This is a genomic window from Pseudomonas sp. MWU16-30316, from assembly GCF_020515645.1.
In the GTDB taxonomy this organism is placed as follows: Bacteria; Pseudomonadota; Gammaproteobacteria; order Pseudomonadales; family Pseudomonadaceae; genus Aquipseudomonas; species Aquipseudomonas cerasi.
Window position 1 is genome coordinate 686,533 of the sequence record NZ_JAIZAZ010000002.1, and the last position, 13,878, is coordinate 700,410.

At 46.7% G+C, this 13,878-nt stretch carries 12 protein-coding genes; 9 read left to right on the forward strand and 3 right to left on the reverse strand.

Annotated features, from left to right (window positions below; genetic code table 11):
* Positions 1 to 443: 443 nt before the first annotated feature.
* From LCH65_RS09915 to LCH65_RS09940, 6 genes are all read left to right on the forward strand, one after another.
* Complete coding sequence (locus tag LCH65_RS09915) at positions 444 to 1,667, forward strand: N-6 DNA methylase (protein ID WP_226439313.1); 1,224 nt, start codon at positions 444 to 446, stop codon at positions 1,665 to 1,667.
* Positions 1,667 to 3,388, forward strand: a complete 1,722-nt coding sequence (locus LCH65_RS09920) for a zinc ribbon domain-containing protein (RefSeq protein ID WP_226439314.1) — start codon at positions 1,667 to 1,669, stop codon at positions 3,386 to 3,388. The genes LCH65_RS09915 and LCH65_RS09920 overlap by 1 nt, the downstream gene beginning before the upstream one ends.
* A gap of 61 nt (positions 3,389 to 3,449) precedes the next feature.
* Positions 3,450 to 4,439, forward strand: coding sequence for a hypothetical protein (locus LCH65_RS09925; RefSeq protein WP_226439315.1), 990 nt, complete (start codon positions 3,450 to 3,452; stop codon positions 4,437 to 4,439).
* Positions 4,440 to 4,561: 122 nt separating this feature from the next.
* Entirely contained in the window at positions 4,562 to 5,479 is a 918-nt protein-coding gene (locus LCH65_RS09930) for a hypothetical protein (RefSeq protein ID WP_226439316.1), read from the forward strand.
* A gap of 3 nt (positions 5,480 to 5,482) precedes the next feature.
* Positions 5,483 to 7,489 (forward strand): hypothetical protein, encoded by a 2,007-nt coding sequence (locus tag LCH65_RS09935; protein ID WP_226439317.1) that lies wholly within the window; start codon positions 5,483 to 5,485, stop codon positions 7,487 to 7,489.
* A 2-nt stretch (positions 7,490 to 7,491) separates the two neighbouring features.
* Complete coding sequence (locus LCH65_RS09940; RefSeq protein ID WP_226439318.1) at positions 7,492 to 8,412, forward strand: hypothetical protein; 921 nt, start codon at positions 7,492 to 7,494, stop codon at positions 8,410 to 8,412.
* Here LCH65_RS09940 and mobH read toward each other — a convergent pair.
* On the reverse strand, positions 8,409 to 10,133 hold the full coding sequence (mobH, locus tag LCH65_RS09945) for a MobH family relaxase (RefSeq protein ID WP_226439319.1): 1,725 nt from the start codon (positions 10,131 to 10,133) through the stop codon (positions 8,409 to 8,411). The genes LCH65_RS09940 and mobH overlap by 4 nt on opposite strands.
* 221 nt (positions 10,134 to 10,354) lie before the next feature.
* Between mobH and LCH65_RS09950 the strand changes: the two genes are divergently transcribed.
* A complete protein-coding gene (locus LCH65_RS09950; protein WP_007901093.1) occupies positions 10,355 to 10,552 on the forward strand; it encodes a hypothetical protein in 198 nt (65 codons plus the stop codon).
* Positions 10,553 to 10,682: 130 nt separating this feature from the next.
* Here the strand turns inward: LCH65_RS09950 and LCH65_RS09955 are convergent, their stop codons facing one another.
* Together LCH65_RS09955 and LCH65_RS09960 are read right to left on the reverse strand one after the other, a co-directional pair.
* Positions 10,683 to 11,645, reverse strand: a complete 963-nt coding sequence (locus LCH65_RS09955) for a zincin-like metallopeptidase domain-containing protein (protein WP_226439320.1) — start codon at positions 11,643 to 11,645, stop codon at positions 10,683 to 10,685.
* Positions 11,646 to 11,772: 127 nt separating this feature from the next.
* Entirely contained in the window at positions 11,773 to 12,111 is a 339-nt protein-coding gene (locus LCH65_RS09960; RefSeq protein ID WP_011334429.1) for a hypothetical protein, read from the reverse strand.
* A gap of 440 nt (positions 12,112 to 12,551) precedes the next feature.
* On the opposite strand from LCH65_RS09960, the gene LCH65_RS09965 reads away from it, so the two are divergent.
* Both LCH65_RS09965 and LCH65_RS09970 read left to right on the forward strand, forming a co-directional pair.
* Positions 12,552 to 13,283 (forward strand): hypothetical protein, encoded by a 732-nt coding sequence (locus tag LCH65_RS09965; RefSeq protein ID WP_226439321.1) that lies wholly within the window; start codon positions 12,552 to 12,554, stop codon positions 13,281 to 13,283.
* A complete protein-coding gene (locus LCH65_RS09970) occupies positions 13,283 to 13,876 on the forward strand; it encodes a hypothetical protein (protein ID WP_011334427.1) in 594 nt (197 codons plus the stop codon). The genes LCH65_RS09965 and LCH65_RS09970 overlap by 1 nt, the downstream gene beginning before the upstream one ends.
* The last annotated feature ends 2 nt before the right edge of the window (positions 13,877 to 13,878 follow it).

The window sequence follows — 13,878 nt, forward strand, 5'->3', positions numbered from 1 at the left end:
TCAGTCCCTGCCAGTTTTACGTGCGAGGTGCGGGAAAAATGTGTCAAATTTCCTCAGCATGTTGAGGAGTATGGCTGGCTTAATCTGCTCTCTATCTCTTGCCTGCTGTGGGTCAGGAGACGGCTTGAGGTTTGGGGATCCGAGTCTGCCGGATATGTGTATGTGTTTGATCTTATGGGGATCATTGGGCAGACGAGCAGTAGGCTCGGATTGGAGATATTTTGTTAGCGACGGATGTGGGATGATTAGCCTAAAGGGGGAGAATCCTCCAGCTGGACGATGAGTGTAACGTTCAGGATGCCCTATGGCGCTGAATATTGAGTGTCCGGGCCTAAGAGGGCGGTCCCCTGCAATGAGGCAATGCATGCGAGGCGACCTAGGCAGTGTCGAACCAATATTGCGAATAGCGGAAATCGTTAAATACTCTAGAGATGTTAAAAAGTATGAATATAGTTCCATTTACTTCTAGAGATAGTCTGGGTAGATATTATACAGAAAACGACATAAGTAGTTTGCTAGTGTCTTTGATGGATACTGCTAAGGCCACAAATATATTGGATTTGGGCTGCGGTTTGGGCAGTCTATCATTCGCTGCTTCTCAACGTTGGAATAACGCAAAAATATTCTCTCTTGATATTGAAAGTAGACATCAGATTCCTGATTCTGAAAATGAGAATAGGTATCATGTAGTTGGGGATGCATTACTATTTGACCTCCCAAGTACTCTCGGGATGACAGAGGGGTCAATAGATCTTGCGGTATGTAATCCTCCATATATAAAACCTGATTGGCGGGATGAGTTTCAACAGGTTTCTGAGCAGATTGGAATATGCAAATACTCCTCAATTACAAAAATTTGTTCGTCCGAAGTATTGTTTTTAGCGCAAATGATAAGAATGTTAAAAAGTGGTGGTGAGGCGGGTGTTATATTGCCAGATGGAATTTTTACTGCGGAAAAATTTTCGAGTTTTAGAGAGTTTCTTTTAAAAGAGCATTGTGTAAAAAAAATAATACAGCTACCTCGGAAGATTTTCAAGCGTACAGAGGCCCAGACACATATATTGATATTCAATAAAGCTTCTTGCGAAAGAATCGGTGAAAAAATAGAACTTCGGACTATTTTGGAAACTGGAAAGCTATCTCCGGCAATATCGATTTCCTCGGATGACGGCGTTCATCGATTGGACTATAGCTATCACTCACGGATGCAACGACATGGAGCGAGACCTTCATATTTTCACCATGAGTTGCAAGATATTGCGGAGATCAAAAGAGGAAAGCACTCCTCCGTTCAAGTCAGAGAGTTGGACTGCGCGACTGTTCACACCACAGATTTAAGCGGCGTACATTCGAATTATGAGTTGTCGGGTTGCATTGAGCTTCTGAGTTTGGATCCTACTAAGTTTCTAGTGGCGCGTCCTGGGGATATATTGATCGCGCGTGTTGGTCGGAATTTTTTTAAAAAAATAGCTAGTGTAGTTTCAGGATATGCAGTTGTCAGTGATTGCCTATTTATAATTCGTTCCGATAAAAAGTACTCAAAAAAAATATTTAAATATGTGAGTTCGAAAGACGGACAGTTAAAAATATCTGAGTTGAGCTATGGTGTCGCAGCGGCTCAAATGTCCATGAAACAGCTTGCTCATCTTAAAATGGATTTGAAATAATGGCAAAACAACAATTGGAAGTTGAAGAGCTTACGTCTTTTTTAGAAGAACGTGCGGATTATCTAGAAGAAAGTGAACTTCTAGCGTGTACGGTGCAGGATGGCGATTTTTACAAGAGTATTTATACTGCTCTGATTTCTCGGGGAACCAAGTTGATTGTAGGTCCCCGCGGTTGTGGGAAAACGCATTTAATGCGTTATGCTTGGACTAAATGTAAAGGGGATGAGTCATTACCCTTAGCTATTTATGTCTCGTTCAATAAGTATTTTCGGCTCGAGCCCTTGCTAAAGTCGAAGCCTAACGCAATTGCACTTTTTAATATTTGGGTGCTAGCCAAAATACTTATTGCCGCTCATGAAGTGACGTGTGATATCGAGGATGATCAAGAACTCGATTTGAGCTCAATCCTGATTGCTACAAAACAAGACCTAGAAAGCATCGTTGAGCGGCTAGAGCAAAGCTTATCACCTACATCTGATTTGGAATTTCTGGTAGAGAAAATAAGTGTTTCCGGCGTGACAAGCGCGCTTCATTCTTTGACTGAATGGTTAGAAAGAAAACGAGTAGTTGTTTTACTTGATGATGCTGCAATAACCCTAACGCCTGAATATCTTTACGAATTTTTTGATATTGTTAGAACACTGAAAACGTCCCGTATATCCCCAAAGGCATCGGTGTATCCGGGAACTACAGAGTATGGCCCGAAGTTTCACGTAGCACATGAGGCTGAAAGTGTTGATGCTTGGCTTTCTATTGAGGCGGACAACTACGCTTTAGTGTTGGGTGCGATCGCACAAAAGCGATTCAATGAGTATGAGAAAATACCGGAGGATATCTCTCAACTTCTAAAATATGCGGCTTTTGGAATACCTCGAGCCTACTTGATGATGCTTCGAGAATATCACTCTGATAGTTCTCGAAGTTCACAGCAGAAATTTAATAAGCTCATTGAGAAATATACAAGCGTTCGACTGAGTGAGTATAGATCACTAGTAAGTAAGTTGCCTCGATTGGAAAGTATAATCGATACAGGCGAAGCAACGTTAAACAGGATCGTTGAGTTAATAAAAGACGCTAACTCTCCCGTTAAGAAAACGACGCAAAAACAAATTATTGTTGGGATAGAGGAGGAAGAAAATCCTCTATTCAATAGAATGATTAGCCTGCTTGTTGAAGTCGGTTTGCTCTTGAAACTCCCAAATGTCTCTCACGGAGAGGATAGGTCATATGAGCGTTACATTCCACATTTGGCTTTATTGATAAGAAATCGCGTCTTCAGCCAAGGCTCACATGGGTTCTCCCCTCAGCATATCATTGACTTCATAGGGCGTAAAAACGTTAAGCACCCTGTTCGACGGACCTCTAAAACTCTTCTGGGAGAAGAGTTACTTCAGAAATTACAGCTTACTTTACCCCCATGTCGAAAGTGCAGTGCTATCCGATTGACTGACACGCAACGCTTTTGCCATCAGTGTGGTAGCTTGCTTGTTGACGAATCAACATTTAATAAATGCATGGCGTTAGAGTTGTCAAATCTTCCAAGGCTGACATCGTGGCAAAGTAAAGTTATCACTGGTTTAGATGGGGCGAAAACTGTAGGGGATATTCTTTCTATGCAAGATCCTGGGACTGAGCTAAGGAAACTGCGCAGGGTCGGGCGTAAAACTGCAGATAAAATAATTAGTAATGTACTTCTTTACGTTGATGAGTTTTTGTCGTGACTGTGAGAGCCTTAGGCTAGTTGTTGTGATGGTTATGGATTAGCTTCCAAAGGGATGAGCGATGAGTTTGCGAAGAAAACTAGGAGGTGTGTTGCCAGAAGGAGCAACCACGTCGGAAAGTGCAACAGAAATAGCTTCAAAAGAATTTTTTGAGCTATGTAAACTAGAAGCCATAACCTCACCATTTGAGACGAGTAGTAAGTTTGATGTTGGCCATAGTGATAATAATCTATCACCAATCGATCTATTCATAACCAATACTAAACAGTTAAATAAATTGGTTACTAGTGACTATAGTCCAGTCCTAGGTAATTTGATATTGCTTGGTTATGTCTCTGCAGCTGAAAGTTATATCCGGGCGCTGATACGAAAATTAATTCATTGTGATGAATATATATCGGCACTAGTCTCTGAGAAAAGCGTATCGTATGCGGCAGCTTTACACCATAAAAAAGAAATTCTGCCAGAGGCTCTTCTAGAGGATTTTTCTCTTGCTAGTCCTTATAACGTTTTTGAAACGCTCAAAGAGCTCATAGGGATGAAGGGTAATCGCCCAAACCCATTGATTCTTCCATCTCAAGAGTTCAAGAAGGTCTGTGAGCTTCGTCACTGCTGCGTGCATCGATTTGGCAAGTTGGGGTCAAAAAATGCAATACGGCTTGGGTTGGCAGCACATACTAAGTCGCTAGAGAAACCAATCTTGTTGTTGGCAGAGGATGTGGATAAGATTGCATTCATAGTTGATAACTTTGTGCGATCAATTAACAACTATGTGTTTAAGTTTTTGCTTGAGCGGTCCGTAAAAAATAGAGATGACTCAGGTGGCGTATGTTATGAGGCTGAATGGCTTTGGGTATATGCAAAGGATAAGAAGAGATTCAGTAAGTATTATAAAATATTCAGCTCTAAAGAGGATGTTTATAAGTCAATGACGCTACGCGCCGCCTATGAAAAATTTTATTCTGCATTGAAGCCTGAAATTGCGAATTTACCCGAACGTAAGCCAAAAGGGCAAAAAAGAAATACTTCACAGGATGCTAATAATGTATAAAGCAAGAGCTGTTTCGTAGCGATTGTCAAACTTTCTCCATAGATAAGAAATCCATTGTTTTGGCTATATGGGTCTGGTGCAGATCTAGTTTGTCTAAAGGAACAGCGAGTGAGGGAAAGGTAATGTCATTTGAAATTCCCCCAGGGAAAGAGCGGTTTTTCAGTGATACTAAGCAAAAAGTTGAGCTACTCATCCGTAAAAATATTCTCTCTGGAATAAAACACTATGAGTTGCAGGGCTGGCTGAACAACTTCTCAAGTCCACGAGCTCTTTATCTTGCGGCGCATCTTCTTGATGCGTTCATATATCGATCTCCTGACATGCTAAAGAGTATGAGGCGGCATATGCTAGAAATGCAGCTGGCAACTGCTTTACAGCGCTCGGGATATAAGGTGCCGATAACCGTAGATGATTTTTTAAACGGATTAAAGAAAGGTAACTTTGATTTGCCGATTAGGTTTGTCTCTGTAGACGGCGGGTTTGATAAAACTCCTGGCAAAAGTGGTGCAGCGTTACTTAGAAATTTCAGGGAAGATGGATTGGTGAACAAGGGAATAACGGTTCGACCAGAGGATGTGGCCAAATTACCGAAGTACATTGAGTGGTTGGTGCTGGTTGATGATTTTGTGGGCACTGGAAAACAAGCGGAAAAATTTTTTAAGTACTATGGCGTAGAACAATGGGCTGTAAGTCGTAACGTAATTCTGCTTTCATTTATGGCACATTCGGTGGGTGTGGATAAAATCACAAAAGATTATTCTTTTGTGAATTTTGACTGTGCAGAAGTTTTATCCGGATCCCATGGGTTTTTCGCATCAATACCGAATGGCGTAATGTGGGGAAGAGATGAATATAATAGTATTAAGGATGTCAAAGATTTTTATTATAATGATGTGTTGTTGTCAAAGGGAGTAGTTTTAAAGCGATCCGAGTTTGATCTGGACTTGACGATTGCTTTCAATAGAACTATACCGAACAACACGCTCGCTGCCTACTGGACATCCAAAGGACAATGGTGTCCGCTGATTAATCGGGGCTAAGTAATGGACAAAAATATTGTTGATGCTTTTTTGCGCAATAGAGCTGAGCTGTTACCAGATGATGTTTGGGGTCAATTCATTGTTCCACATTTTTTTTCATCCTTAAGTATTTTTAAAGAAAAAAAAGCAGTAAAAATTGAAGGTGGGCGTGGCTGCGGAAAAACTATGCTAATGCGTTATTTGTGTCATCCCAGTGTGTTTAGTGCAAATAGGGCTAGCGTTCCTGATCAGTCTCTAAAGTTTATAGGTCTGTACTGGAAGCCTGATATTAGATTTTGTAAGTTGTTAACAAGTGCGTGGTTAGATGATGATGCGGACACTGTTTTTTCTTATTATTTTGCCCTTTGTGTTTTGGGGGAACTTGAGAAAAGTCTGGTGAGCATTTCTCATGCTTCACTGGAGTCTGGTGTGTTGGAAATTAGAGGCGCGAGTATTCCAGCTGCAGCAAAACGATACTTAGGCGAAGGTGTTGAAACTTTTTATGATATCCGAGATTTTGTAGAGGAGAAGCTCGCCGAGTTCGAGTTGTGGGTTCAAAATCCGTCTCTTAGTCGGCCGATAATGTTTAGTTTTAAAAGCGTATTTAAGAGCTTGATAGCTTCTATCTCCTCAAGTGATCCTCGCCTTGAAGGATGCTTCTTTAGGGTCTTTGTTGATGAGTTTGAGAATCTACAGGTTGCGCAACAGGTAATTATTAACGATTACGTCAAGCAGCCGGATGACCAATATTGCATTAATTTTTCGGTTCGCTCTCATGCAATTTCCGAATTTTTGACTAGTACACAGGAACAGTTAATTGAACCGCATGACTACAGAACTATTAATATTGAACTAGAGCTGGGTCGTAGTGATCAAGGTTTTGATCTGCTAGCCGCAGAGGTGATGCTGTTACGGCTACAGAACGAAGGATATGAACTGGCACTGGGCGATTTTAATAAAGAGTCTCTGTTTGATCCCGGCCATATTGAAGCCAGAAATACAGCCGTTTACAAGGCAGCGGTCTTGGGAAAAGCCAGACAAATTTTTCCCCAAATGTCTGCTCGAGATGTAGCTAATCTTTCTGTTTCAGATAAAGCATTGAAAAATAGGATTGTTACTACTATTAAAAAAGCGCTAGTAAAGCGAGGGGACGAAGGTATTCCTATAGAGCAATTTTTTGAAGGGATAACTCCTGATGTTTCCGTCGTATCCGCTAGTATCCTAAGTCGGAACTCAACCTCGACTGCGGTAATTTTGGAAGAATTGAAAAAAACAAAAAATGATAAAACAAGGGCGTTAAGTCTATTTTGTAAAGAGGGTGGTTGGGTTGAGAATACATTGTTCGGATCTTTACTGTATCTGTATAAAGGCCTCCCCCAGAAAGACTGTCTATTATATGCCGGATTTGGCAGATTCTGTGGGCTTTCGAAACCTAACTTGCGGTATTTTCAGGAGCTTTGTCATAAAACCTTACTTGAGGCAAATGCTAATGGCGAGATGTCAGATTCGTCGGCGCTGGTAATAACCTCAAAAACTCAGGCATCGGCTGCGTTTGCGGTAAGTAGCAAATTGCTTGATGAGGTAGAGCGAGCAGGGACAAGCGGGAAAAAGCTACACAGCATGATTATGCGTTTGGGTAGTATATTCGAGTCTGCTCAGCGGCGACCTAGTCAGAGCGAGCCCGAGATAAATCACTTTTCTATCAACGATAGCCAACGAGTTGCATTAGATAGTGAGGTGGTTTCTTTAATTAAGGATGGGCTTATGTGGTCTGTTTTGTATGAAACTTCTGATACTAAAAATAAGAGTGATTATGATATCATGCAAAACGACTATGTTCCGAACCCGATTTTTGCTCCGTATTTTGGAATAAGTTATAGAAAGAAGCGCAAGCTTTCACTCTCTGCTAGCGAGGTTAATACTTTATATGTCGGCTCTGGGGAGCAGTTTAAAGCTCTTCTCAAGGATTACGTGGATAAATGGGAAGAACCGACTGAGACAGAAGTCGGAATAAATTATAAGTTGTTTTGAGTATGATGAATTTTAGTTGGGTGTCAGTGTGTGCGGATGATGCTTTTAAAAGTGCATCATACGATGTGGCATTTGTCGGCGCGGTCGTGGATGAACGAGGCGACCATTGCCTATCGATAGCGACTAGAGCTGCAATTAGAACGCTAAATGTAAACTATGCCGCTTCGGAGTATAAAATTCACATTGGTGGAAAAAGCTGGAGGGCGAATGAGGTCGAAAATATTGCACTCGAGTTTCCGGCTAAAAATATTCTTTTTGATGCGACTACTTTAGATTTTCCTGACTTGTTACTGATAATTCGAGGATATCTGTTGCTTGGAGAAGAAGTTACTTTTTATTTTCTTTATGCTGAGCCGAACTCTTATAATGGCGCTAGTGGTTCTAAAACTAGGCATGAGTTCCAGTTGAGTGACAGCTATGCGTCTGATTACTATCCTATTCCGGGTTTTATAAATTTGCAAATAAACCCTAATAGCGTTGGAAGTGTTACTGTTTTTGTCGGTTTCGAAGGTGCACGCTTACGTAATTTAATCGCTGATTCGGAACCTGAGGTTTTAAAGAGGTTTAATGTTGTTTTCGGTATCCCTCCATTTAAAACAGAATGGGAAACTCATTCTTTGATGGAAAATGCATCAATTCTGTTAGATCAGCAGGTTGAAGAAATTCTTTATGCTGGTGCTAATAATCCATATTCATGCTATGAGGTCTTGTCGATGCTTTATAGGTCGAGGGATTGTAGCTCTTCATTCGAAGTTGCTCCGCTTGGCACTAAGCCTGCAGCGATCGCGGCTGCTTTATTTGCAGCTGAACATCGTGGTGTCTCCGTTCGATACGATTATCCACGTCGTTCTCATGGCAGATCTAGCGGTGTAGGGAAGGTACATCTTTTTACTGCCTGGTGTGATGGTGGTGTGAGGAGCTAGTCTTTTTCGAGTGACAGGTAAAAATTGTCACTTGGGCACTCGTCAAAGATTATTTGTGTGTCTTCAATCAAGTATCCTTTAAGTTTCGAGGATTTTCTGGGTCCTTCAATCTTACAGCTCCAAATATTTAGTCCGTTATCTCTTTTTTTATGTAGTTTTAAACTTTCGAACTCCTTCTGCACCCATCGCCATTCTTCACTTTCGTGATCGGTCCTCTGGGAGGCTCCAGGAAACTCCCTCACATAGCGTTGAAAGAGGCCAGGTGTCACCAGAAATACGCTGCCACCCACCGTGTGGATTTTCGCTTTGCTATCATTGATGATCAGCTTGTGGCTCTGGATGCCATCCCTAACCCAATTCAGGAAAACCTGACCAGCGTTCTTCACAGGAGGGTTTGATATTTTTAGAGCGACTTCGGACGGTTCATCGCTGGCCTCCGGCTTCTCTACCTCGAACATATCCAGCAACGATCCTAAGTAGTCTGCATCTTCAATAGTGATTTGGTCGGGCTGCGATCGGCCTTGAGTTGGCCTTGAACTGACTACCTTAGGGGAGAGTGGTGATACGGGAGCATTGGACTGATTGTCATCAAGGGAAACGCTCACCGTTCCGCTGAAAGCCTCAGGTCGATCTTCGCTTCCCCATATCAAAGCCGGCTGAAGGCGCAGAAAAGTGAAACTCTGCTGCCAGTCGCCCTGCATGACAAGGGCGCTCCAGATGGCTTTGCCTTCCGGGGTAGATTCGACCAGTCCATGCGATTGCAGTTCGTCGAACACGGCGATGTTGGATGAAGGAATACCTTCAATCGATTGCGACAGCAGATAGGCTCGTAGCTTGTCCGTGACCGTCTTGCTGACCAGCCAGAGCGCGTCCTGGGTCAGCCATCCCGCGGCACCGGGCTGGTTGAGTTTCAGCTCGTGCTGAACCAGGTGACGCAGTCCGCTGATCAACTGGTGTTGCAGCGAATGAACCGGCGCTTGCAGCGCCTTGCTCGGGTTACCACCGATGTTCTGTGCGACGGAAACGCGGTCGGCCTGCATCACCAACTCACCGAGCACGCCGGCACGTCCGTACTGACCCGCCAGGACATACAGCAGACTCGCCCACAGCGGCGGAAAACCACTGAGCCAATCCAGGATAGGTCGGTCAAGAATCTGGGTGTAGAGCAAGCCTGCGGCGGCACCGTGCAGGTGGTAATCGCGGCCTTCGAGGTAGCGAAAACGGTAGGGCTGATCCAGGGCACCCTGCCAAGGATGCCACACACGGCCATCCTGGCGTTCGACCTGCAGGTCCACGGCGATCTTGCCGATGTCATGCAGCAGGGCGCCATAGGCGATGCCAGCCGACCAGGCATCGGTCTGGGCGGCTTGGTCTTCGGGCGCGGCGCCGGTGGGAAGTAGATACGACTGACGCAGTTTCAAACTGCAAGCTACCAGCTCCAAGCCATGGTCAAGCATGCCACCGAGATACGCATGGTGGTGCGTCTCGCTGGCCGGGAGTTGCTGAACCTGCTCGGCGTAGCGATGAATCGGATTTAAATAAAGCTGGATGAACTGCGAGTGGGAGAGGGCGGTGTACTGCCAGATGCGATCGAGCAACTGGCGGCGGTGCTCCGCGGCTAACAAGCTGTGGGCCGACTCGATGGGCAGGTAACCTTCGGTGGCGCTGTGTGTCGGTGGCGGAGGGGGCTTCTGCCTTTTGTGGCGAAACAGACTGAGCATCGTGACCTCCGGGAAGTGGCTGGGTCAGTGGCCTTTTAGCCTTTTCGGATAGCGCTCTTACCCTTGAGTGCCCATTCCCTTCCAACCCTTACCCGTCCTTTTTGGCTCGTGTCCCTTTGTGCGGCAATCGGAATATGGATTCTCCTAGGCATCATTTTTTGGGGCTAGTACGGAAAAGAAAAGAATCGATACACTGCGGTGCATATTTTTTAGGTCTTGCCATGAACCTCACTGACGCCACGCTTGTGCTGCTGCTCGCGGCACGTATCCATGGGACCGACGAAGCCGTCCGGGCCTCGGCGAAGAGCGTGGTCAAGAAGTTGCCGCGCAGTAAGCGTGATCTGATCTACAAGGTGATCGATAGCCGAAGTCCGCTCGAGTTGGTGGATTTTCTGGCGCAGAACCTGGATGCGGAATGACAGGCTGCGGGTGTGTGCCCATCCCTGACTCTTTGCATCAGAGCCCCGCGGCATGGGGGTTTCTGGGCGCAGAAAAAAGGGCCCAACTCGCGTTGGGCCCTGTGATGCGATTGCAGCGGTGAGGTAACGATCAAACTCCATCGTTCATGCATCGTGAGTCATCCATTACCGTCTGTTTCAGTTGCTGCTCCAGGTTGAGTACATACTCCGAGGCGCTTCGGGCGTGACCACTGGCGCGAAAGATCGCGCGTTTGTCAGCCTTGAGCAGGCCGAGCCAGGAGTCGATGTAGCCCTCGTGCCGCAGCTCCCCCTGTATACCGGCGTAGGCACATAAAAACGCAGCACCCATTTCGGCGATCAACTCCTCAAACGCGTAGCCTGGCGAGCCGAACGGACAGGCTGACGTCACGCCTTCGCGCTGCAACCGAGTGTGATGCCCGGTCCAGTGCGTCAGCTCGTGCAGTGCGGTGGCGTAGTACCCACCTTCATCGTGAAATTGCGCTTTTGTCGGCAGTTGGATGAGATCCCTGATCGGGTGGTAAAAGGCTTCGTCGGCAGGCCGATGAACGATGCGTGCACCTGAACTTAACAGTAGACTTTCCGCAGAGCTGTTGGCCTGGAAGGGATCACTCGGTTCCGTCTCGAACAGGGTTTCATTGAGCGCTTCGAGCCCCTCCGTTTGCTCGAGGTTGAATAGAAAATGCGTCCGGAGGATGCCAAAGTGAGCGACCTTGGGCTGACCGTTTTCATCGAGTACGGGTTGGCCTGACTCGGTCTGTTCCTCGCGCTCCATCGGCTTGTAGAGCACCGCCAGAGTGCTGTGCTCACCCTTGCGGATGTGCCCACCGGCTTTTTTGGCCTGGTTGAAGGTCAGCCAACGATCTTGAGTGAACCCCTGCAACCTGGCCTCGGCCCAGAGCAGCGGTAAATTGATGCCCGAATAGGGACGCCGCATAATGGCGTTAATGGGGTAGGGGTGATGATGACCGACGTGAGCTGAGCCACTTGAGGACCAGGGTTTGATCCAGGGGGCTACGCCTTGTTCCAAAGCGGTAACGATCTTGTCAGTCACGTCTTGGTAGATATCGCGCATGGCATTTTCCTCGAGAGAAAACGGGGGAACGCCTTGCCCGTCGGGGAGGGTTCCCCGGTAAGTGATGGGTTGGATTGATGCAGGACTTGCATACTGTCCGAATGTGGATTTTGAGTGCCGAGTACGGTTATGTGCGTTTAGCGTTGGCCTCTCCTGCAAGCGCTATCAGTAAGGCGTCAGGCTGGTCCGGCCCTTGGAGCAGGCTGAGACTCAATTGCAGCAACGGATCGTGGTGTAAGTGATCTGTTGGTTGAATGTTTACTACCTTGAACAGTACATAGGGCTCGTGTGGAGAGGCGAGGTGAGCCTCGAAGGCTGCGCGCAATACGTGGCTCAGCCGATCGATCTGCAGCTTCTCAGGAGGACCTGAGAGTTCGAGCAGAACTGCGCGTTGCCAAGCGCCAGGAGTGAACACGATGGGCAACCGAAGGGTGTTCAGTGCTTCCGGTGTAAGTGAGTCGGACATGGTGTGCCTCCGTTGAAAGCGCGAAGAAACCTGTCCCGTGGGGGAAAGAACTTCCCCGCGGTGGGTTGAAGAAAAACAAGAAGGTTTGCCTGACGAACAGAGCTCGAAAGGCGCTCATGAGAGCAGTAGGCGTTCATCACCGTAGCAACGGTCACCGTGCGAGCCACCGAACGCTAATCGCACTTGGGGAGAACCATCATCGAAGTAACGTAGCCTTGAAGGTTCTGGCTACCTGGGAAAGTGCTGTCGATAACAGCGATCCGTACCTCGGGTTTAGCCGAGCTGTTCGTGAATAGCAACGAGATAAACCAACGCGTTAGACGAACTGAGTCTACTGAAAGCCAGCCTTGTTTTTTCGACCGGATTGACTGACAAACGGTTAGGCTTGGAGCGCTACCGGCAAGCTTCTAAAGGGCGTAATACTAGGGTGATGATGTTCAATGAAGTTGTATGAAAATGTGGTTATCGGAAATTTTCTCTACGGGCTGGGGTTCGCTCTTGGTTCACAGCTGAGATCCGGTCAGTTACCAAGCATGGTGAACTTGCTTCAACAGACGCCAGACGATAAACGATTGGGGGATTTGCTGATGGCATTCCCTGGCACAGTACGTTTGATCGAGTTTAAGACTGAGGCTAACAAGTCAAAAAAAGAGGCTGGTCGTCACCAGTTTCTATCTAGAATTTTTTCCGAAAAATTGGACGAATTGCCTGACCTGCCAGGTACCTCGCGGCGGGTGCATTGGTACATCGAAACGGCGCCTCTTCCCAGCGCTGCACTGTCGGCACGCATTGAGCCCTATCTCGATGCGTTTGGCGAAGGCGCCAGGCAACGGCCTAAGTCAAGCGAGAGGTTCCAAAATTTTATCGAGGAGCTGGCTGCTGGCATTCTGCAACGCAGATCGGCTGAGATCACAAGGGCTGAGCGCGACTACATCGATCTGGTGCGGCTTGCTCAAGGGCCAGAGGAGACCGGAACAGGCGGATTGGTGCTGGTGGCCGGCAGCGGTGGAGGTCTGCATTTCGCCGCCTTACAGGATTTGATGGATTTGAACCTGTCCCACAAACAATGGATCGAGTACAGCCAGGAGCGATATCTTTCCCTTCAGAGAGAGATGAAGCAACCAGATCACGAGATGCCCGATCTAAAACGTCCAACTTTAGGAAGATATTGATGGCCGGAACAAGTCAAGAGCAAGCGCACGATCGAAATTTTCAGGCCCTCTTTGGCGCGGCTCGCAAAGTTCTCGAAGCTGTAGAGATCGATGAGAGCAAGTCTCGACGGGCTACTGATGCGTTGCGTGAGCTGCAGGATAGCGTCGAAAAGAAGCTGGTTCGACTGGAGGCGGGCGTCAAACAGAGCATCGAGAGTTCTGCACAGTCAACTGCGAATCAAGCCGCTGAGCTGTTGAGCAAGAGATTCACGGAGGCAGATGCTGCCGCTCAGCGGGCTGCTGAACTGTACAACATGGCAGCAAAGAAATTGAATAGCAGGCGTTGGCTCTACTTCCTGTCGGCGCAGGCTACGATCCTTACATTGGTAGTAGTGTCTCTCTATCTGTGGGTGCCGTCGTTAGACGAAATAAAAGCGCGGCGAGGCGAGGTGGCGAGGCTGGACGAATTAGGCAGTCGGGTTGAGTGGTCGAAATGCAATGTTGGGAATGGTCAGACGCGCGATTGCATACGCACGGACGAATCGGAGCATGCGGACTTTTTCGAAGACCGCACAAAAAAGGGCAAGACCTATCGCATACCGAAAGGTTACTAGCC